Here is a 20,208-nt window from a genome sequence, read left to right as displayed (position 1 = left end):
GGCGGAGGCCCCGCGGGTACTCTCGCTGGCGTGGACCCTGCACTCGTCCCGCTCGACCTCGTCGAGTGGCTGCATCCCACGCCCTGGCTGGAGCTCTTCGGAGCCTTCGCCACGGCCGGCGTCATCGCCGTCATCTTCGCCGAGACCGGGCTGCTCTTCGGGTGCGTCCTCCCCGGCGACTCGCTGCTGTTCACCGCGGGCCTGCTCACCGCCGTCCCGGTGGCCGCCGAGCAGGAGGGCACTCCGCTCTCGCTGACCTGGCTGATGATCGGCGGGCCGATCGCCGCCGTCCTCGGCGCCCAGCTCGGGCACTGGCTCGGCGCCCGCTACGGCCGCAGGCTCTTCGACCGCCCCGACTCCAGGATCTTCCGGCAGGAATGGGCGGAGAAGGCCGAGTACTACTTCGCGCGCTTCGGCCCCGCCCGCGCCGTGGTCCTCGCCCGCTTCATCCCGATCGTCCGGACGTTCCTCAACCCGCTCGCCGGGATGGTCGGGATGAGCTCCCGCCGGTTCCTCCTCTGGAACCTCGTCGGCGCCGTGATCTGGACAGAGTCGCTCTTCCTCGCCGGGCACCTCCTCGGCGCCTCGGTGCCCGGCCTGCAGCACTACATCCTCCCGGGGATCGCGGTACTGCTGGTGCTGTCGATGATCCCGATCGCCCGCGAGATGGTCCGCGGCAGGCGCGGATCGGGCAACGGTACGAATAAGAATGCCTCTGAAGAGTCACGTCCGTCGCTCAGCGGTGACAGTTATCGCTAACCTCCCCATGTGGGACGTCATCGGTCGGACCCTAGGGGTCTCGCGCGCATACTCATAGCGGCCGTAGCCGTGCTGCTCGCATTAGGGCTGTTGGTCGCGGGCGGCATCGCGCTGGTGAACGCGCTGACCTCCAGTTCGCACGATCCTGGGCCCGCGGGCACCGCGGGCTCCAGCGATCCCGGGCAGGTGGAGCCGACCGCGAGCGAGCCGGCGTCCCCCCGGACGACGAGGTCGGCCCGTACCAGCTCCAGCACCGCGTCGGTCACGCCGCTGCTGATCCGCGTCACGGGTGCCCCCACCCAGGTCTACGTGCGGGTCCCCGGCAGCGGTGAGGTGCTCCAGCAGGGCGTCCTCAACACCGGCGAGGCGCTCCAGTACGAGCAGGCTCCCCTCAACGTGGTCGCGAACAACGGCGCCGCGGTCGAGGTCGTCATCTACGGCAAGAAGCAGCCGCAGAAGGCGGCCGGCGAACGCGGCGAGTGGTTCGTTCCCGAAAGGTGAGCCGGCGGTCCTCGCCCCCGCGAGGATCGCCGTCGCGCCGCCCGGCGTCAGCCGGTGGCCGCCACGCCGAGATCGGCGACCGTGAACGGGTACCGGTACTCCAGGCCCGCCGCGGCGATCCGCTCGGCGGCGCCCCGCTCGACGATCGTGGCGACCGCGACGACCTCGGCGCCGGCCTCGCGCAGCGCCTCCACCGCCGTGAGCACCGAGCCGCCCGTCGTCGAGGTGTCCTCGACGGCCAGCACCCGCCGTCCGGTGACGTCCGGGCCCTCGATCCGGCGCTGCAACCCGTGCGCCTTCCCCGCCTTGCGCACCACGAACGCGTCCAGCGCGCGCCCCCGGGCCGCCGCCGCGTGCAGCATCGCGGCCGCGACCGGATCGGCGCCCAGCGTGAGCCCGCCGACGGCCTCGTAGTCCAGGTCCGCGGTGGCGTCCAGCATCACCCGTCCCACCAGCGGTGCCGCCGCGCCGTCCAGCGTCACCCGGCGCAGGTCCACGTACCAGGACGCGCGCTTCCCCGACGACAGCACGAAGTCGCCGTGCACGACGGCCTTGGACTTGATCTCTTCCAGCAGGTCATCACGTTCGCTCACATCGAGCCACCCTATTCGGGCCTCCCACACGCGCCGCACGCTGCCCTGAACTCCGGCCCGAACCCGGTACGGTTGGTCACGGGAGGTGACGTGACCCCCGGAACCCTCGTGCTCCTGCACTCCCCGTACGCCCGCTCCGCCGCCTGGGGCGACCTGCCCGAGATGCTCCGGCTGCACGGGCTTGACGTCGTCACCCCGGACGTCCCCGACAGCTCAGGCCCCCGCTACGTGGCGCGCGCCTCGCTGGTGATCTCCGCGACCGCCCCCACCGCGCCCCTGGTGCTCGTCGCCCGCGGCGGCGCCGGCCCGCTGCTGCCGGGCATCGCCCTCGCGCAACGCGCGGCCCACCGCAAGGTGGGCGGCTACGTCTTCCTGGACGCCGAACTGCCCCGCCTGGGCCACGGGCACGCCCACGACCACGACGAGCCCTCGGTACCGGTGCCGCCCGATTGGCCCGAGGCCCCCTGCGGCTACCTCCGCACCACCACGCGCGGGGCGCAAGGGACCGGTGGTGACGCCGGGACGGCCGACCCCGCGCTCCGCGAGGCCCGCCTGCGCGGCTGGTCCGTGGTGGAGCAGCCCCCGAAAACCTCCCTGGCCCGAACCCTCAACGACCTGATAGCGACCCTCTGACACCGCCGCAGCGGTCAGGCGTTCTTCAGGAGGTCGTCGAGGAGGGCGTCGTAGTCGTCCTCCTCGCGGCCCAGGTCGACGCGGGCGCGGTAGCGCAGGCGCAGGAGGGCCTCCAGGCTGTCCTCGGCCAGGGCGACGTCGTCGGGGCCCGGGGTGAGGGAGCGGTCCTCGTCCTCGGGCGTGCCGCCGGTGCCCGCCCCGACGCCGACCGCGCGGTCGCGCAGGGCCAGGACCACGTCGGCGCCGCCGGTGGCCCACTCGTGCGCGCCCGCCGCGTCGCCCTGGGCGTACAGCACCTCGGCGACGGCCCGGTAGACCTCCGGGTCGCGCGGCTTGTCGGCGCGGATCTGCTCGACGAGCTTGCGCGCGTCGTCGGCCTGGCCCAGTTCGAACAGCGCGTCGGCGAGGTAGGCGCGGGCGTCGCCGTAGGTCTCGCCGCCGTCCTCGAGGGCGGCGCGGTACAGCTCGGCCGCCCTGGCGTGATCTCCCGCGTGCTGCCATTGCTCGCCCGCCCGCAGCAGCACATTGGCACGCGACACCCCGCCGGACACCGACTCGGCGAGTTCGGAGAGCCGCCGTGCCGCCGAGATGTGATCGCCCGTGCGCAGGGTGTCGAACTCCAGATCGTCGAGATCGTCTTCCGTCACATGCGTCACGCTTCAACGCTACCCGTCGCTCGGCGAGCGAAGCGGGTGAATCGAGGAGGATCGTGAATTACCTACGCGTACGGTGTCGCCGTCAGCGGTTCACCTGCGGGAACGTTCGAGGGCGTCCCAGAAGCCGCGGCGCAGCGCGTGGCGGACCTCGTCGTGCAGCAGGAAGTCGATGGGCAGCGCCGACCCCTGGAGCAGCCGCGCCTCCAGGTCGGAGGGCATCCGCGGCTTGCGGGCCAGCACCGCCTCCAGCCACAGCGCGGGCGCGTCGCGGGCCACGGACTCGCCGAAGTCCTGGCCCTCCTGGTGGGCGGCCTTGACCGCGTCCGCGAGCGTCGGGGCGGACTGCTGCACGGCGGGGACGGGCGTGATCTGCTGCGGCCCGGTGTAGGGACCGTGCTGCTGCGCCGGCGGGACGGACGAGGTGGGCGGCAGGTACTGGGGGCCCGTGCTCGGCTGCGGCGGGGGCGCGGAGGTCACGGGGCCCGTCGTGCTGGGGCCGAGGACGCTCGGGCCCGTGATGCCGGGGCCGGTCGTGCTGGGGCTGGGCGTCGGGGCCGCGTGCAGGGGGGACGGGGGGATGCTCGGCGGGGGCGGTGCCGGAGGCGCCGGGGGTGTCTGCGGCGCGCTGGAGGCGCTCGGCCCGGAGCCGTTGCCGTTGCCGTTGCCCGGGACGGGATAGGCGCCCGTGCCCATGCCTGGGGTGGAGCCGTTGACGCTGCCGTTGCCCAGGTTGGAGTATCCGGTCCCGGGGGTGAAACCGCCGGTGGTGCTGGAGCCGAAGCCGAGGTTGGACGGCGTGTCGTATCCGGACGAGCCGAGGCCGTAGGTGGAACCGGTGTCGGACACGTAGCCCAGGCCGGGAGGCGGCTGCGGGGACGGGTCCGGGGCGGACTGCCCGACGGGCTGCGCCGGACCGGTCAGCGGGGTGGACGGGGGCGCGCCGTTGTGCGCGTCGGCGGTGTGGAGCGGGCCGATGTGGCCGCCGGTGCCGTGGCCGTTCGACAGCGGGCTGGGGATGTCCGCCGGCGTGCCCGCGCCGATCGCCCCGATGGCCCCGATCCCGGTGCCCCCGACGGAAGGCGCCTCGATGGCGGGGCTCTCGCGGACGGCGCCCGTGTCGCGGACGCCTTCGAGACCGGCCAGCAGGCTGACGTACGGCCGCAGATGCCCGGACCCGACCTCGATGAGGTCGTCGCACTCCTGGCGGAGCGAGCGCGCGATCGTCCAGCCGCCGTCCATGGTGACGTGCACGACCGTGACCCGGACGCCGAAGTCCTGGGCGTCGACCACGACCTGGGCGAGGTCCTCGTCGCCGCTGACCACCACCGCGTCGGCCAGCGCGCCGTTGCGGGCCAGCGTCATCAGGTCGCGGTGGATCTCGGTGTCGACGCCCTCGCGCCGCCCGGGGCGGACCCGGCCCAGCCGCAGCTTGAGACCGGGCAGGTCGGCCAGGGCCTCGTGCTCGGGGGCGCGCCGGCCCTCGACCGTGGCCTCGTACCAGTAGCAGCGCAGCAGCGGGAGGCCGGTGCGTTCGCGGGCCAGGTTGCCCAGCAGTTGCAGCAGGCCGCCGAAGTCCCACGAGACGGTCTCGCGATGGCGGGTGCCGTGCACCGCCATGGCGCCGTCGGCCAGCAGGTAGCCGGCGTCTACGAACAGCGCGCAGCGATCCATGCGACATCGCCCTTCCTCAACGCGGGACCTCTCCGGAAGCCCATTCCTCGGTCAGGGTGGCGCGGGTGACCATCGTGCGGCGGTCTCCCCCTCCTGCTCTCGGGGACGCGGGCGGAGAAAGCCCCGGGCTTATAGCGTAGTGAAGCCCGTTAGCCCCGTAGGCGAATACGGCGATTCGCCACTCTTTCATGACACTTAGCCATATGCGAGCCACCCGGACTCACAAATCCGCGGTCGGCGGTGCGCTCCCGCGACGAACCGGCGGACCTGGTTCGCGAACGCGGGGGAGCCGTGCGCACCGGAGGGCGCGACGCCGTGCCACGTCACGGCATCGCCTTAGTGATCGTCTTTCCTGATCGAGGTGTCAGCGCGGACGCTACCAGCCGTTCCGGTCTGTCCCTAATGAGTGCACATGATTTTTACACGAAGAATCGGTTGACGGCCGTCCGGACTGCGGTCAGTGACCTCCGGGGGCGGTAACGGTGACCGCTCCGGTGATCACCGCATCGCGCCGGGTCACGAGCGCCAAACCGGGACTCTGACCGAGCGTGGCGGTGAAGTCATCGATATCTGTCCCGAAAGTCATGGCCGGGCCGATCGCCCCCGTCGCGGAACCGTCGAGAACGTTTCCCGGCGAACCGTCGCCGCCCGCCGGGACCAGTTCCCGGCCGTTCAGCAGCAGCTGGTCGCCGTCCAGTCCCGCGTCCCCCTCCCACGCCACCAGTCCGATCCGGGCCGGACGGGACGAGGGCAGCAGGCCGTGCAGCGGGATGCCGAGGCCGCCGGGCGCCTCCGGGCCGAGCGGGCGCGCGCCGTCCAGCACCATCGCCCGCCCGTGCGGGGCGGCCGGGTCCTCGACCACGGCCACCAGGCTCCACCCGGCGTAGTGCCCGGCCCGGGGAACGTCCGTGAGCGGCCCCCCATGGGCGACGTCCCCGGCCCACCACGTACCGCCGCCGTGCCGCTGCACGAGCGCCGTCACCTCGGCGAACGCCTGGTAGGCGCCGGTGGACCCGGGTAGCCGAACCCACTCCACCTCGTTGGCGCGGACGGTCTCGTACCGCTCCGCCCCCGGGGGCCGCACCCTGGCGACCCGCGCCCTGCCCGCGCCGCCGGGGAGCTGCCGGGGGTGGTGGGGACTGACGCTGCCCGACCAGTAGAGGCCCGCCCACAGCACCTTCGCGCCGTCCGGGAAGGCCACCCGCGCGGCGCTGGAGCTCGTGGTGGTCTCGTCGTCGTCCCGGTCGACCGGGTGCATCGCCCAGAAGTCGTTGTCGCGGGCCTGGCCCTTGCGGGCGAGCGCGCGGCGGCATCCGGGGACGCGCTCGTCGCAGCCGAGCAGCGCGTTGCCCGCCTCCAGGGCGCGGACCCGGCCGTCGGCGGCGAAGCGCGCGGACAGGCCCTCGGCCGCGACGCCCGCCGGCGCCTCGGCGGAGGCCCGCGCGGGGCCGGAGCGCAGCGTCATCGTGGGCGGGGTCCGGTACGGCGCGGACGATCCCACCTGGACGTGCAGGTAGGCCGTGGTCGTCGCCCCCGGCTCCAGCGGCGCGCGGGTGCAGCGCACGCGGTTACCGTCGCCGCTCGGGCCCGCGGTCGTGCCCGTGCCCGTACTTGTGGCCCCGCCCGCGGTCGTATCCGCGCCCGCGGTCGTGCCCGTACTTGTGCCCGTATTTGTGGCCGTACTTGTGCCCGCGTCCGTGCCTGGGCTTGGACTTGTGCCGGGGCGGCCTGGGCGGCAGGTCCACCCGTCCCCTGGGGGGCGTGCCGGGGTGAACATCGCCGCGTTCCTTCCCGTCGCGCCTCCCGGGTAGGTCACGTCCGGGGGAAGGTCGACATCGGCGGTCAGGTCCCGTGACCGGCCGGCGCCCGCGTTCCGCACCGCCATCGCGAGGATCCCGGCCTCTTCGCGGAGAAGGACTCCCACCGTTCCGAGGCTTGCCGTCAGTCGGGCAGGGCTGCCCGGAGGGGGAGGTGGCGCCGGGACTGCCGGGGCTGCCGGGGGAGCCGCCGGGGGTCGGGGTGGCTCCCCCGGCGCGCTCGGGCCGGCCGTTGGTGGCTGGGGACGGGGCTGTGGACCAGCCCCCGGCGCTTTTGGGTCCGCTCCCGGGGGGCTCACCGCCGCCGGCGGAGGCGGGCCGGGCCTGTTGGGCTCGTCGCCCGAGACCAGGACCAGGGCCATCGCGACCGTGGCCGCGACCGCCGCGGCGCCCACCCCGAGGCCCTGCTGCTGCAGCGTGGGCATCCGCCGCAGCGCGTGCCACCAGGCGGCGTAGGCGCCGCCCGTCGCGGCGCCCTCCTTGGACGCCAGGAGGGCGGCCGACGCCGTACCGAGGATGAACGGCCCGACGGCGTCCCGCAGCCGCGTGTTGACGTCGACGAGTTCGCCGTAGACGGCCGTGCAGGACTCGCAGTCGTCCAGGTGCCGCTCGACGGTGCGGGAGTCGCGCCTGGCGAGGCCGCGGCGCACGTACGCGCCGAGCATGTCCAGGACGGGGCGGCAGCGCTCGTCGATCGCCGCAGCCGCCTCCCCGCCCGCGCCGGACGCCGCGTCCGGCGGATCGGCCAGGTGCATCCGCAGGTACGCCTGCCGCAGCCCCTCCCTGGCCCGGTACACCAGCGCCGCGACGCCGTTCGCCGACAGGCCGAGGATCGGCGCGATGTCGGCCGGCCGGGCGCCCTCGATCTCGGTGTGCCAGAGCACCGCCTGCCAGCGCTCGGGGAGCGACTGGAAGGCCCGGACGATCATCGTGCGCTCCAGCCCCTCCAGGGCCGGGTCGACGAACGGCACCCCCGGGTCGTACAGCTCGATCCGGTCGGTCGACTGCAGCCGCCGCTCCCGGCGGTGGCGGTCGTAGACGGTGCGGCGGACGGCGGTGAGCAGGTAGGGCCGGAACCCCGACCGCGGCCCCCCGCCCCGGCCCAGCACGTCGAGGATCTTGGCGAAGGTCTCCTGGACGGCGTCCTCGGCCGCGTCCCCCTCGGCCAGCTGCCGGGCCAGCCCCCGCGCCGCCCCGATGTGCCGCTCGTACAGGAGCCCGTACGCGTTGACCTCGCCGGCACGGATCCGGGAGATGAGCACCGCGTCGCTGGACTCCGCCAAGGGCAGGTTTGACGCGGTCTCGCTCACGATCACTCCTTGCCTTACCCGGAATATGACTCGCCCATTGTTACTACATGACCACCGAACGTCGCTGAAGAAGATTCCGCAAACCGCGTCATGGTCAAACAGGCTCGCCGTCATCCTTTGCGTGAGGATTTTCCGAAGGTCGCCGCCCGGCGACGACTCCCGGCGCCGCCGGGAGTCGCCCGTGAAACCCACAGAACGCCATCGGCGTCCTGGGCCGCTCCCGAGGAGGGGGCAAGGGCGGGGACGCCGATGGTCCGGCGAGGTGCGTCCGCTCCGTTGAGGGGGCGGAGCGGACGCACCTCACGCCGCGGGCGTCTCGGTTCGCCGGGTCAGCAGATGTGGGCGCGGCCCATCTCGCCGATCTCGGTCGCCGACAGCGGCGTGTCCCAGCGCACCTGGGAACGGCGTCCGGCCAGCTCGACGGTCGCGATGGCGTTCTCGAACCAGGGCCCGTCGGTGATCTTCCACTTCAGCGGCGGCACCGGCACCTTCGCGGACTTGGCCAGCATCCGGAACATCCCCGGCAGCAGCGGCGTGCCCGCGACCTTGTTGGCCGTGCGGAACTTGCCGGCCAGCGGGTTGCGCAGCGGCGAGCACACCACCTGCGTGATCGCCGTCCCGCCGATGGCCCGGCCCGCCGCGTCGGTCCGGCCGGTGTCGGGCTTGGTGACCCGGGCGAGGTAGGAGTAGTGGATGTCGCCGGACAGAAACGAGATGCTCACCGGGGCCGTGCCGCGCTCGCCCCGCGCCACGGCCAGCACGTAGTCGGCCATCGCGCGGAACGAGCGGTCGAACGCCGCCCAGTGCTCCAGGTCGGCGGCCTGCCGGATCCCCTCGGCGAGCTGGGCGCCGCGCTTGCCCCAGGCGCCGTCGGCCATCGCCTCGTTCCACGCCTCGGCGTGGTGGATGGAGCGCGGCAGCAGGTAGGGCAGCGAACTGGCGATCAGCAGGTGCTCCATGCCGCCCTGGACCTGCCCGTCCAGCCAGGCGAACTCCTCCTCGTCCAGCATCCCGCGGCTGTCGGCGGTCAGCAGCCGCGACGCCCGGCTGTCGACGACGATCAGGCGGGTGCCGCCCCAGTCGTGCGCGTAGCTCCAGCGGGCGGTGGCCGGCTCCCGGTCGGCCCGCTCGGCGAACTCGTCGATGATCTTCCCGACGTCGCCGCCCTCCGCGGCCGCGAGGCGCACCGCCACGTACACCGGGTCGGCGGCGCGCTCCTCGGGGGAGAGGTTGCCGAGGTGCTGGTAGACCCAGTACGAGCCGATGCCGCCGGTGATCCGGGCCCGCCACCAGGGCTTCTTCCACATCTCCTGGCGCCAGGCGTGGGAGGTGTTCCAGTCGTCGCGGACGTCGTGGTCGTCGAACACGGTGAACGTCGGCAGCGTCGACAGCAGCCAGCGCACGGCCGGGTCCTCCTGCCAGGCCAGCTCGTAGAGCTTGGTGTACTCCTCGAAGTCGGCCACCTCGCCCTTCGGCTCGGTGTCGGGGCCGCGGCGCTCGTGCAGGTAGGCGAGCATCTCCTCGCCGAGCTCGTCGGCGTAGATCTGGTCGCCGACCATCAGCAGCGCGTCGGGCCAGGCGCGGCCGCCGTCGCCGCGGCCGCCCGCGTCGGCGGCCTGCTGGGCGGCGAGGTGGTGGGCGAACGCGGACAGCGCGTCCAGGCCGTGCACCCCGGCCCGGTCGGGGGAGCGGCGGCACGAGCCGAAGGAGACCCGGACCATCCCGGCCGTGTCCATCGTCCGGATCTGGCTGGCGGGGAACGGCGAGCCGGGCTCCGGCCACACCGTCTCGCCGTCCAGCGCGACCGCGTACGGGACCCGGGCGCCCGGGTCCAGCCCGTCGATCTCGACGAGCGCGTAGTGGTGGCCGTGCGCGGTGAAGGTGCGCGCGGCGGCCTCCACGCCGGGCGCCCCGGTGGACACGCGGACCTCGCACGGACGGTCGGTCTCGACCCAGATCGTCGCCGTGCGCTCGGACACGTGCCGGAGCAGGGGACCCAGTACCAAAGCGGTCATAACACGTTTCTCTAGCGGACGGACGGTGGCCGCGTCCATCGTTTCGGCGGTTCCGGCCCGGGGTGCCCCGCCGCTGTATCGGCTGCGCCACCGGCGGGGGTACGGCTGGCTGTACCGGTGACGTTACCCGCGGACACGACGCCCCGCGGCCGCACCCCCGGCGGCCGCGGCCCCGGCGGCGCGCACCAGGGCGGCCACGGCGGGCGACCGGGTCCGCTCCGGCCAGGCGATCACGACCGTGACCGCGGGCGCGTCCGGCACCGGCACGCACACCAGGTCGCGGCGCAGGTGGTCGGCCACCGACTCCGGCGCCAGCATCGCGACCCGGCCCAGCGCGATCATCTGCATCAGGTGCCCGGCCTCGGGCATCCCGTCCCGCTCCCGGTCGAAGAGGCGTTCGCCGTCCAGGTCGGCGAGGGTGACGTGCCCGCGCCCGGCCAGCCGGTGCCCGCGCGGCACGATCAGGACCTGCCCCTCGGTCACGAGCTCCTCGGTGTCGAAGCCGGTCAGGTCCTCGTAGGGGGTGTGCAGCAGCCCGGCGTCCGCCGATCCGTCGCGCAGCGCCCGGCCGCGCTCCCCGATCCCGCACATCATCACCTCGACGGGCACGGGGTCGGGTTCGGCGGCCTCGTAGGCGTCCAGGATCGCGGGGAGCAGGCCGCCGTCCCCGCCCGGCTTCATGACCAGGACGATCCGTTCCGTGCCGGCGCCCGCGCGGCGGGTCCGGCGGACGGCGGCGTCCACCGCCTCCAGGGCGCGCCGCGCCTCGCGCAGCAGCACCTCGCCGGGGCCGGTGAGCGTGACGCCGCGGGGCGTGCGCTCCAGCAGCAGGACGCCGAGCCTGCGTTCGAGCCGCTGGATCGCCCGTGACAGCGGCGGCTGCGCGATGCCCAGGCGGGCGGCGGCCCGCCCGAAGTGCAGCTCCTCGGCGACGGCGGCGAAGTAGGCGAGCTCCCGCGTCTCGATCCGGTCCGGACCATCGGCCATACCGCCAGGGTATTGCCCGGGACCGGGATGATCCTGGACCGGGCGCGGAGGGCGGTGTGCAATCGGGCCATGACCGATGACACGAAGATCGCTCTGGTGACGGGTGCCAACAAGGGGATCGGCTTCGAGATCGCCGCCGGGCTCGCAGGACTCGGCATGACCGTCCTGGTCGGGGCCCGGGACGAGGGGCGCCGCGCGGACGCGGTGGCCCGCCTGAAGAACGCCCGCGGCATCGCCCTGGACGTCACCGACCAGTCCACCGTCGACGCCGCCGCGGCGGAGATCGGCGACCGCTACGGCCGCCTCGACGTGCTGGTCAACAACGCGGGCGTCCCCGGGACGCTGACCCCGCCGAGCGCGTGCGAGGTGGCGGAGATCAAGGAGGTGTTCGAGGCCAACCTGTTCGGGGTGGTGCGGGTGACCAACGCCATGCTGCCGCTGCTGCGGCGGTCCCCGTCCGCGCGCATCGTGAACGTGTCCAGCGGCACCGGTTCCCTCACCAACATGACCGACCCGGGGCACTACTTCACCGCGATGCCCGCCGCGGCGGCGTACGTGTCGTCCAAGTCGGCGCTGAACATGCTGACCGTGCAGTACGCCAAGGAGTTGCGCGCCGACGGCGTCCTGGTGAACTGCGCGATCCCGGGGCCCTGCAACACCGATTTCCTCAAGGGGCTGGACCTGGGCATCCCGATCACGCGCACCGCCGCGGACGGCGCCGCCATCGCCGTGAAGCTCGCCACCCTGGGCCCGGACGGCCCGACCGGCGGAGCCTTCGACGACAACGGCGCCTATCCCTGGTGAGGCGCTAGGAGCGGTCGTCGAGCAACGCGCCGCCGGCCAGTTCCTCGAAGCGGTCGAGGTCCTCGGACGGGGCGTCGATGCCGCGCAGCGCGCCCTGGTCGGCCAGCCGGGCGCCCGCGTACAGGCGGGCGACCAGCGCTTTGCGGTCGGTGCCCAGCTCGGACCGCTCCCACCCGGCCTGCTCCAGCAGCAGCGCCGCCGCGTACACGTCGGCCATGTACTGGGCGAGCGGGTAGAGGCGGGCCTCGGCGGTGGCCCGGTCGAGGCCGTGCCACCGCTCGATCGCCTTGCGCAGGTCGCCGATGCGCTCGCGGACGAGGCCGGCGGTCGCGCCGTCGCCCTCCGGCGCCCGGGCGGCTGCGCTCTCGAGCCGGTCGAGGAACGGCAGGTGCGCCCGCTCGCGTTCCATCGCGCGCCGCACGTCCAGGCACAGGACGTTGTCGCCGCCCTCCCAGATCGGGTTGACCTGGGCGTCGCGCAGGATCCGGGCCACCGGCCACTGCTCGATGTAGCCGTTGCCGCCGTGGATCTCGATGGCGTCGCTGGCGGCGGTCACGCCGAGCCGCGCGGTGCGCAGCTTGATGAGGGCGGCGCCGATCCGGAGCCGGGGCCGGCCCAGGTAGCCGTCGAAGACCAGGGCCTGGGCGGCCTCGGTCTCCACGATCAGCTCGGCGAGCTTGCGGCGCATCAGCGGCTGCTCGTACAGCGGTGCCCCGAACGCCTCGCGGGCCCGCGCGTAGCACAGCGACTCGACCAGCGAGCGGCGGGCGCAGCCCAGGCCCATCGCGGCGATGCCGAGCCGGGCGCCGTTGGTGAGCTCCATCATGCGGGCCAGGCCCTTGCCGTCGCCCGCCGCTCCTTCCACCGGGGCGCTGGAGGCGGGGGCGAGGAGGAACGCCTCGGCGTCGGTGAACTCGATCTCGGCCGAGGCGACCGAGCGGGTGCCGAGCTTGTCCTTGAGGCGGCGGACGCGGATGCCGTTGCGCGACCCGTCCCGCCGTTCCCGCAGCACGAGGAACGGCGCGATGCCCCGCACGCCGTCCACCGCTCCTTCGGGTTTGGCCAGGACGACGAACGCCGAGCCGTTGGCGTTGGACGCGAACCACTTGAAGCCGTTCAGCCGCCAGGTGTCGTCGCCGTCCGGCGTGGCGGTCGACTCCAGGGCGCCGAGGTCGGAGCCGCCGGACCGTTCGGTGAGCATCTGCGCGGCCTCGCCGGAGAACTCCCCGGCCGCGAACAGCTCGCGCACGCGTTCCTTGACGTCCTCGGGGGCGAACGGCTCGGTCAGCCCGACGACCATGTCGCCGCCCGTGCCGAGCGCGCAGGCCATGCCGATGTCGGCCTGGTCGAGCAGGTAGCTCCAGGCCACGCCCAGCGGCGCCGGGTCCACGCCCGCCGCCTTCGCCTCGGCGACGAAGCCGGGACGGGTGAACCCGGTCGCGACCAGGTCGGCGCGGGCGGCCTCGAACGACGGCGGCATCACGACCCGGCTGATGTCCCGGCCCCACCGGTCGTACTTCTCCAGGCGGGGCGGGTCGCGGTCGGTCTCCTCGGCCCGCTCGGCGATCGGGCCGCCCATGAGCGCGCCCAGCTCGGTCAGCCGCGGCTCGGCCCAGGCGAGGCCGTCCGCGCCGAGGTGGCGCCGCATGAGGAGGCGCAGCGTGGGGTCGCAGGTGTACCAGTTGAGGCCCGCGGCCCCCTGGTAGCGCTCGGTCGCGTACCGGCGGGCCTTCTCCGGGCCGCCGAACGGGAGCCGGTCCACGGGCTCGATCAGATAGGACGCCATGGCCGGACATTACACTCTCGCTACAGTCGACGAAAGTCTGTAATTTCATCCTGGACGGTTCCGTGCCGGTAAGGTCCTGCCCCACATGGCGAACACTCTGGAACTCAGACCGCTGACGGCGCGCTCGGTCGTCCTGAGCACGCTCCTCGGCCTGCACCCGCCCCGCATCGGCGCCCGCCAGGCGGTCCGGGTCGGCGAGCTGTTCGGCATCGCCGAGGGCACGATCCGGGTCGCGCTGTCGCGGATGGTGGCCTCGGGCGACCTCGTCCAGGACGAGAAGGGCCGCTACGAGCTCACCGACCGGCTCCGCAACCGCCAGACCCGCCAGGACGAGAGCCGCTTCCCCCGCACCCGCCCCTGGGACGGCACCTGGGAGATCGCCGTCATCACCGCCGAACGCCGCTCCCCCGCCGAGCGCGCCGCGCTGCGCCAGGCGATGTCCGCGCTCCGCCTCGCCGAGCTCCGCGAGGGCACCTGGCTGCGTCCGGCCAACCTCAGCCGCCCCGGACGGCCCGAGATCGTCCAGCGGCAGTGCACCTTCCTGGAGGGGCGGCCCGAACGCGACCCCGCCGCCCTCGCCGCCGTCCTCTGGGACCTGGACGCCTGGACGGCCACCGCCGGCGACCTGCGCGCCGCCCTCGACCAGGCCGACACTCTGGCCGAGCAGTTCACCGTCTCCGCCGCCGTCCTGCGCCACCTGCTGCGCGATCCGCTGCTGCCCCCGCCGCTGCTCCACTCCGGCTGGCCCGGCCCCGGCCTGCGCGAGCACTACGAGCGTTTCGAGGCCGCCTTCGAACGCCTCCTGAGCGAGCACATCTTCGCCTGAGGCGCTCTGGGCCCGCACGCCCGAGCCCCTCACAGGACCTTGCTCCAATCGTGATCGGCTCCCCTGGCGCGGCCGCCGAAGCGAGGGAAGGAGACAGGGAGAGGTCGGGGGTTCGGAACTGTTGGCGGGAGGGTGTTCGGGGGGTGTCCATGACTACCCGTGCGTGCCCATCCCATGGCGGCGTGCCGCCACGGTGTCCGAGTGGTGCGAGTCGATTGCATGTTCGAATCCTGTCACTTAAAGTGTTTGTCATGTCGCGCACCGCTTCCGGTGGTGTGGTCGCCGAGACGGCGCCCCGCCACGCCGCCCCCGGCCGCACAGCCCGCCGCCCAGGCGGCGGGGTGCGTGCGATCGCGGCGCCGTTCGTGGCGGCGGGCCCGTCGGGGGTGGCGGTGCGTGACCGTCTCAAGGGCCTGACGGCTGAGGACGAGCGGGTGTTGCGGCTGGCGGGGGCGTATCTGGGTTCGCTGGCGGCCCGGGATCTGAAGGTCCGGTGCGGTGATGGCCTGGAGCATGATGCGGGCCGGTGGGCGGCGCGTAAGCGGGAGTTGACCGGGGTGTCGTCGGCGCGGTGGGCCGGTTCGATCACCAAGGCCACCCATGACCAGTGGGCCTTGGCCCGCCGCGCCCAGCACGCGCACGTCCAGGGTTTGGAGTCGGGGGTGCGGACGCTGGAGCACCGGCTGTCGCTGCCGATCGGAGCCGAAGGCACCAGACGCGTCCCGGGCGGGTACGGGTCGCGGCGCGAGTGGTTTGCCAAGTCCCGCCGCCTGGGCGTCCTGAAGGACCGGCTCGCCCGTGAGCGGGCCGACCGGGACGCCGGGATCGTGCACGTGGTGCGCGGCGGCAAGAGACTCGCCCGCCTCCGCCACCATCTCGGCGATGCCGGGCTCACCGAGCGGCGGTGGCGGGAGCGCTGGGAGGCCCGGCGATCGTTCCTGGCCGCCGATGGCGAGAGCGGGAAGCGGTACGGTAACGAGACCATCCGCCTCACCCCCGGCGGCCAGGTGTCGATCCGCCTCCCCGCCCCGCTGGCCCATCTGGCCAATGCTCCGCACGGCCGCTACGTTCTCGCCGCCCGCGTCGCGTTCCGGCACCGGGGAGCCGAGTGCGCCGACCGCATCGAGGCCGACCGTGCCGTGGCCTACCGCATCCACCACGACCCCGAACGTGACCGCTGGTATCTCACCGCGTCCTGGCAGCGCACCCCCGCCCGAACCCTCCCCCTCCAGACGGCGTGCGCGCGGGGTGTGATCGGGGTGGACGCCAACGCCGACCACCTGGCCGCATGGCGGCTCGACGCCTGCGGCAACCCCGTCGGCGACCCGCACCGGTTCGACTACACCCTGACCGGTACCGCCTCGCATCGCGACGCGCAGATCCGGCACGCTCTGACCCGCCTGCTGCACTGGGCCGCGTCCTGCGGCGTGGCCGCCATCGCCATCGAAGACCTCGACTTCGCGGACCACAAGACGCGGGAGAGGCACGGGCGGTGCAGGCGGTTCCGGCAGCTGATCTCCGGCTTCCCACCGGGAAACTGAAGGCACGGCTGGTGTCGATGGCGGCCGAAGCGGGCTTGGCGGTCGTGGCCGTCGACCCGGCCTACACATCCCAGTGGGGTGCCCAGCACTGGCAGAAGCCACTGCGCACCCCACGCCGTGAAGTTTCCCGGCACGATGCCGCGAGCATCGCGATCGGGCGACGCGCCCTCGGGCACCCGATCCGGCGACGGACGGCACCGCCCCGCGACGACCGGAGTGATCGTCGCGGGCATCGGACCGTCCAGGCCGGACCAGGCGCACGGGAGCGTGAGGGAACCCGCCCACCCGTCACGGACCGTGCACACGATGCACCCGGCCGAGCGGGCAGACGAACGCGGGAGACCAGCGCATCCAACACCGTTCGGGATACGCGCAGTTCCGGGAGCCGACATCGACTGTCACTCCCGGACACTGTTTAGGAACGGTCACCAGAGGAGGTACCGCCATGGCCACCGCCCACAGCACGTTCCGCTCCCTGGTCCGGCGCAAGCCCATCGACCGCATCGAGGACGACACCGGCGAGACCGGCGGCCTGCGCCGCACGCTGGGCCTCTGGCAGCTCACCGCGATCGGCATCGGCGGCATCATCGGCGCCGGGATCTTCTCCCTCGCGGGCGCCGTCGCCAACGAGACGGCCGGACCGGCCGTGGTGATCTCGTTCCTGATCGCCGGGATCGCCAGCGCCGCCGCCGCGCTGTCGTACGCCGAGTTCGCCGGGCTCATCCCGAGGGCCGGGTCCGCCTACACCTACGGGTATGTCGTCCTCGGCGAGTTCGCCGCCTGGTTCATCGGCTGGGACCTGCTCCTGGAGTACACCGCCATCGTCGCGGTCGTCGCGATCGGCATCTCCGGCTACTTCAACGACCTGCTCGGCTTCATCGACGTCGACCTGCCGCTGTGGATGGTCGGCGCCCCCGGCACCGAAACCGAGGGCGTCGCCGCCGGCAGCTACAAGATCAACCTGTTCGCGGCGCTGCTGTGCCTGCTCATCGCCTACGTCCTCAACCTGGGCATGAAGAGCGCGGCCCGGTTCGAGACGGCGCTGGTCTACCTCAAGGTCGGCATCGTGCTGCTGGTCATCGTGGTCGGCGTCTTCAAGATCAACACCGGCAACTACGCGCCGTTCTTCCCGTTCGGGCTGGGCGGGGCGGTCACCGGGGCGGCGACCGTCTTCTTCGCGGTCTTCGGCTACGACGCCATGTCCACCGCGGCCGAGGAGTCCCATGACGCCCGCCGGCACATGCCCAAGGCGATCATCTACTCGCTCGCGGTCTCGATGGTCCTGTACGTGCTGGCCTGCCTGGTGCTGACCGGCATGGTCGACTACCGCGACATCAACCCCACCGCCGCGTTCTCCTCGGCGTTCGCGTCGGTCGGCATGAAGACGGTCGGGCTGGTCATCGCGGTGGGCGCCATCCTCGGGATCCTCACCGTGCTGTTCACGTTCATGATGGGCGCGGCCCGGGTGTGGTTCTCGATGAGCCGGGACGGGCTGCTGCCCGGCTGGTTCGCCAAGACCCACCCGACCCGCAGGGTGCCCACCCGGATCACCTGGATCCTCGGTGCCGGGTCCGCGCTGATCGCCGGGTTCCTGCCGATCGGCGAGGCCGCCGAGCTGACCAACATCGGCATCCTGCTGGCCTTCATCGTGGTCTGCGTCGCGGTGATCGTGCTCCGCTACCGCCGTCCCGACCTGCCGCGCGAGTTCCGCCTCCCGTGGATGCCGGTGATCCCGGCGGTCGGCGTGGTGTTCTCGGTCTGGCTGATCACGTTCCTGGCCTGGCAGACCTGGGTGCGGTTCGCGCTCTGGTTCCTGATCGGCCTGGTCGTCTACTTCGCCTACAGCCGCCGGCACTCCCTGCTCGCCGCCGCCCCGCCGGAGCCGCCGGCGGAGCGGGACGAGCGGCCCGCCCGCTAGGTCAGGCGGCGCGGGCGGCGGTCACCGGTCCTCTCCGCGCGGGCGCCGGATCGCGTACCCGATGCCCGCGGCGACGGCGGCGGCGAACACCGCCAGCAGGGCGAGGTACCAGAACCCGCTCGCGCCGGACTCCTCCCGCGCGGCCGGAACGGCGGCCGGTCGCGCGGACGGGGGCGGGGACGCGGCCCCGGCTCCGGAGGCCCCGCGGACGGTCAGATGGACGACCCCGCTCGCGACGTGCCCGTCGGCCGCGCTCACCGCGCGCCAGGCGACCACGACCGGCCCGCGCACGGTGTCCGGGACCTTGCCCAGGTCGGCGACGAGCGTGTCGTCCCTCCCCGCGGGCTTGCTGAGCGCGAGCCGGGTCGCGCCCAGCGTGACCAGTGACGTCTCCGCCGACGGCGGCTCGGTGAAGGTGAGGGTCATGGTGCCGGGCAGCGTGGCGAGCACCGCGCCCTCGGCGGGATCGGACGAGCGCAGCTCGGCGTGCGCCCGGACGGGGGTGGCGGTGAACGCGATCAGCGACGCGGCGGCGCACAGCGGCAGCAGGCGGCGCGCGGACCGGGAAGCCGGCGGGCGCCGCGGGACGGGCAGGGGCATGACAGGTGTCCTCCGGTCAGTCGTCGAGGTGTTCGGGGCCGGCGGCCGGTGAGGTGAGCAGGAGCAGGCAGAACACCGCGACCGCGCAGACCAGCCCGGCGATCGGCAGCAGCGGGTTCACCGACTTGCCGGGGGCGGCGGACGCGTTCGCGGCGGGCTGCGGCTGCGCGGCCGCCGGCGCGGACGGCGTGGACGTCGTCGACGGTGCGGGCGTGGACGTCCCGTCCCGCGGCGTCGAACTCGCGGAGGCGGTGGGCCTCGCCGTGCGCGAGGGCGCCGGATCGTGCCCGGCGTGCCCGCTCGGCGCCGGGGTGGCCGCCCGCGGCTGGACGACGATGCGCCCCCGCATCGCCGGGTGGACCGAGCAGTAGTACGCGTACGTCCCCGCCACGCGGAAGGTGAAGCTCCAGGAGCGGCCGCGCTGCAGCATCGGGGACCGCAGTGCCTGCGGTCCGCTGGTGGTCACCACGTCGTGCGGGATCTGGTCCAGGTTGGTCCAGGTGACGGTGTCGCCGACGCGGATCGTCAGGGTGGACGGGCTGTAGGCGGTGTTCTGCATCCGCACCTGCGCGGTGTCGGCCCTGGCCGGTTCGGCGGCGGGGCCGAGCAGGCCCGCCAGCAGGGACGGCGAGCCCAGCGCCAGGACGAGCCCGATGCGCTTGGCCATGGGTTTCTCCCAACTGTTCGACTGTCGAGGTCTCGGGGCACAATGGCCGCGGGTGCGGCGGACCGGCCGACTGCGACTCGGCCGGTCCGCCGCACGTTCCGGACCGGCGTCGCTCAGCAGCCGCCGCCGAGCAGCCCGTCGAGACCGGGCTTGAGCATGTCCTGGACGAGGACGGTGTGGCTCTTCAGGTAGGAGTCCAGCGCCAGCGCGTCCGTGACCTGCTCACCGGGGGAGCGCTGCAGGTGGGCCGCGTAGACGTGCTGCAGCAGCGGCTGGAGGCCCTTGAGGAACTCCTGCGCCCCCTTCACGCCCGACTCCGCGATCATCTGCACCCACGCGGTGTGGGTCTTGACGTAGGCGTCGAGCGCGAGCGCGTCGGCGACCTGCTGCGAGGGTGAACGCTGCAGGTGCGCGGCGTAGACGTGCTGCAGGATCACCGTGAGCACCTCGCTCGCCGCGCCCGGCGAGCACGGCGTGCCACCGCCCGGCGGCGGCGCCGTCGGTGCTCCGGTCGGCCCGGCCGTCGGCCCGGGGGTGGGGTGGCCCGTCGGGTGACCGGTGGGCGCGGCCGTGGGGGACGCGGTGGGTGCCGGCGACGACCCGCCGCCCGTGACCGTCACGCCCGCCTTCATGTCCGGGTGGTAGGCGCAGTAGTACGCGTAGGTGCCGGGGGTGCTGAAGGTGTACGAGAACGACTCGCCCTGCTTGATCTCCCCGGAGTCGATCTTCGTGGGGCCCGAGGTGGTCGTGACCGTGTGCGGGGCGGCGTCGTCGTTCACCCAGGTGACCTTCTGCCCGGCGGGCACCTGGAGCGTGCTCCGCGAGTAGGTGTTGTTCTTCATCCGGATGACGATCGGCTCCGCCGCCGCGCTCTGTGCGGGACCGCCCGGCGCGGCTGCGGGCACCGCCTGCGCGGGCTGCTGGAGCCCGCCGGTCTGGGAGGCCGGACGGGACGCGCCCAGCCCGCCGCCGGACTCGTCCCGGTTGGTCAGGCCGACCAGGCTCAGCAGGGCCAGCGCGATCGCGAGGGCGGCGCACACGACCAGTGCGAGCCGTCCCCGGGCGGCGGCCGGGGGTGCGGGAGGTTGTCTCACGGGGGGTTTCCTTCCATGGGGACGGTCGCG

At 73.7% G+C, this 20,208-nt stretch carries 17 protein-coding genes; 7 read left to right on the top strand and 10 right to left on the bottom strand.

The features are described 5' to 3' along the window. Window positions 1-30: 30 nt before the first annotated feature. Both ACZ466_RS20185 and ACZ466_RS20180 read left to right on the top strand, forming a co-directional pair. Window positions 31-759: a DedA family protein gene (locus tag ACZ466_RS20185; protein WP_378282973.1), complete on the top strand. Its 729-nt coding sequence runs from the start codon at window positions 31-33 to the stop codon at window positions 757-759. Window positions 760-828: 69 nt separating this feature from the next. Beyond that, window positions 829-1,260: a hypothetical protein gene (locus ACZ466_RS20180; RefSeq protein WP_378282972.1), complete on the top strand. Its 432-nt coding sequence runs from the start codon at window positions 829-831 to the stop codon at window positions 1,258-1,260. A 47-nt stretch (window positions 1,261-1,307) separates the two neighbouring features. Here the strand turns inward: ACZ466_RS20180 and pyrE are convergent, their stop codons facing one another. Then, complete coding sequence (pyrE, locus tag ACZ466_RS20175; RefSeq protein ID WP_378282971.1) at window positions 1,308-1,853, bottom strand: orotate phosphoribosyltransferase; 546 nt, start codon at window positions 1,851-1,853, stop codon at window positions 1,308-1,310. A gap of 90 nt (window positions 1,854-1,943) precedes the next feature. On the opposite strand from pyrE, the gene ACZ466_RS20170 reads away from it, so the two are divergent. Further along, a complete protein-coding gene (locus ACZ466_RS20170) occupies window positions 1,944-2,486 on the top strand; it encodes a hypothetical protein (RefSeq protein ID WP_378282970.1) in 543 nt (180 codons plus the stop codon). A 14-nt stretch (window positions 2,487-2,500) separates the two neighbouring features. Here ACZ466_RS20170 and ACZ466_RS20165 read toward each other — a convergent pair whose 3' ends face one another. The 5 genes from ACZ466_RS20165 to ACZ466_RS20145 all read right to left on the bottom strand — a co-directional run bounded on the left by ACZ466_RS20165 (window position 2,501) and on the right by ACZ466_RS20145 (window position 10,942). Further along, entirely contained in the window at window positions 2,501-3,142 is a 642-nt protein-coding gene (locus ACZ466_RS20165; protein WP_378282969.1) for a tol-pal system YbgF family protein, read from the bottom strand. A gap of 90 nt (window positions 3,143-3,232) precedes the next feature. Then, window positions 3,233-4,813 (bottom strand): NYN domain-containing protein, encoded by a 1,581-nt coding sequence (locus ACZ466_RS20160; RefSeq protein WP_378282968.1) that lies wholly within the window; start codon window positions 4,811-4,813, stop codon window positions 3,233-3,235. Between the two features lie 457 nt (window positions 4,814-5,270). Then, window positions 5,271-7,940 carry a sigma-70 family RNA polymerase sigma factor gene (locus tag ACZ466_RS20155; RefSeq protein WP_378282967.1) on the bottom strand — a complete coding sequence of 890 codons (2,670 nt, stop codon included), beginning with the start codon at window positions 7,938-7,940 and terminating at the stop codon, window positions 5,271-5,273. A 329-nt stretch (window positions 7,941-8,269) separates the two neighbouring features. Next, window positions 8,270-9,955: an alkaline phosphatase D family protein gene (locus ACZ466_RS20150; protein ID WP_378282966.1), complete on the bottom strand. Its 1,686-nt coding sequence runs from the start codon at window positions 9,953-9,955 to the stop codon at window positions 8,270-8,272. A gap of 123 nt (window positions 9,956-10,078) precedes the next feature. Beyond that, the gene (locus ACZ466_RS20145) at window positions 10,079-10,942 is read right to left on the bottom strand and encodes a LysR family transcriptional regulator (protein WP_378282965.1); all 864 of its coding nucleotides are present in this window, start codon (window positions 10,940-10,942) and stop codon (window positions 10,079-10,081) included. Window positions 10,943-11,011: 69 nt separating this feature from the next. Between ACZ466_RS20145 and ACZ466_RS20140 the strand changes: the two genes are divergently transcribed. After that, window positions 11,012-11,746 (top strand): SDR family NAD(P)-dependent oxidoreductase, encoded by a 735-nt coding sequence (locus ACZ466_RS20140; RefSeq protein ID WP_378282964.1) that lies wholly within the window; start codon window positions 11,012-11,014, stop codon window positions 11,744-11,746. 4 nt (window positions 11,747-11,750) lie between these two features. On the opposite strand, the gene ACZ466_RS20135 is transcribed toward ACZ466_RS20140, so the two are convergent. Then, window positions 11,751-13,532: an acyl-CoA dehydrogenase family protein gene (locus tag ACZ466_RS20135; RefSeq protein WP_378282963.1), complete on the bottom strand. Its 1,782-nt coding sequence runs from the start codon at window positions 13,530-13,532 to the stop codon at window positions 11,751-11,753. Between the two features lie 85 nt (window positions 13,533-13,617). On the opposite strand from ACZ466_RS20135, the gene ACZ466_RS20130 reads away from it, so the two are divergent. The 3 genes from ACZ466_RS20130 to ACZ466_RS20120 all read left to right on the top strand — a co-directional run bounded on the left by ACZ466_RS20130 (window position 13,618) and on the right by ACZ466_RS20120 (window position 17,817). Continuing rightward, complete coding sequence (locus ACZ466_RS20130) at window positions 13,618-14,358, top strand: PaaX domain-containing protein, C- domain protein (RefSeq protein WP_378282962.1); 741 nt, start codon at window positions 13,618-13,620, stop codon at window positions 14,356-14,358. A 251-nt stretch (window positions 14,359-14,609) separates the two neighbouring features. Beyond that, window positions 14,610-15,899 carry an IS200/IS605 family accessory protein TnpB-related protein gene (locus ACZ466_RS20125; protein ID WP_378282961.1) on the top strand — a complete coding sequence of 430 codons (1,290 nt, stop codon included), beginning with the start codon at window positions 14,610-14,612 and terminating at the stop codon, window positions 15,897-15,899. A 445-nt stretch (window positions 15,900-16,344) separates the two neighbouring features. Then, window positions 16,345-17,817, top strand: coding sequence for an amino acid permease (locus ACZ466_RS20120; RefSeq protein ID WP_378282960.1), 1,473 nt, complete (start codon window positions 16,345-16,347; stop codon window positions 17,815-17,817). Window positions 17,818-17,838: 21 nt separating this feature from the next. Here ACZ466_RS20120 and ACZ466_RS20115 read toward each other — a convergent pair whose 3' ends face one another. The 3 genes from ACZ466_RS20115 to ACZ466_RS20105 form a co-directional block, all read right to left on the bottom strand. Further along, on the bottom strand, window positions 17,839-18,417 hold the full coding sequence (locus ACZ466_RS20115; RefSeq protein WP_378282959.1) for a copper resistance CopC family protein: 579 nt from the start codon (window positions 18,415-18,417) through the stop codon (window positions 17,839-17,841). A gap of 16 nt (window positions 18,418-18,433) precedes the next feature. Next, window positions 18,434-19,084, bottom strand: coding sequence for a cupredoxin domain-containing protein (locus tag ACZ466_RS20110; protein WP_378282958.1), 651 nt, complete (start codon window positions 19,082-19,084; stop codon window positions 18,434-18,436). 113 nt (window positions 19,085-19,197) lie between these two features. After that, a complete protein-coding gene (locus ACZ466_RS20105) occupies window positions 19,198-20,178 on the bottom strand; it encodes a cupredoxin domain-containing protein (protein ID WP_378282957.1) in 981 nt (326 codons plus the stop codon). Window positions 20,179-20,208 lie beyond the last annotated feature (30 nt).

The organism is Actinomadura rugatobispora, from assembly GCF_055379765.1.
The sequence above is the reverse complement of the archived record's forward strand: the minus strand, read 5'-3'. Positions and strand labels throughout refer to the sequence as shown.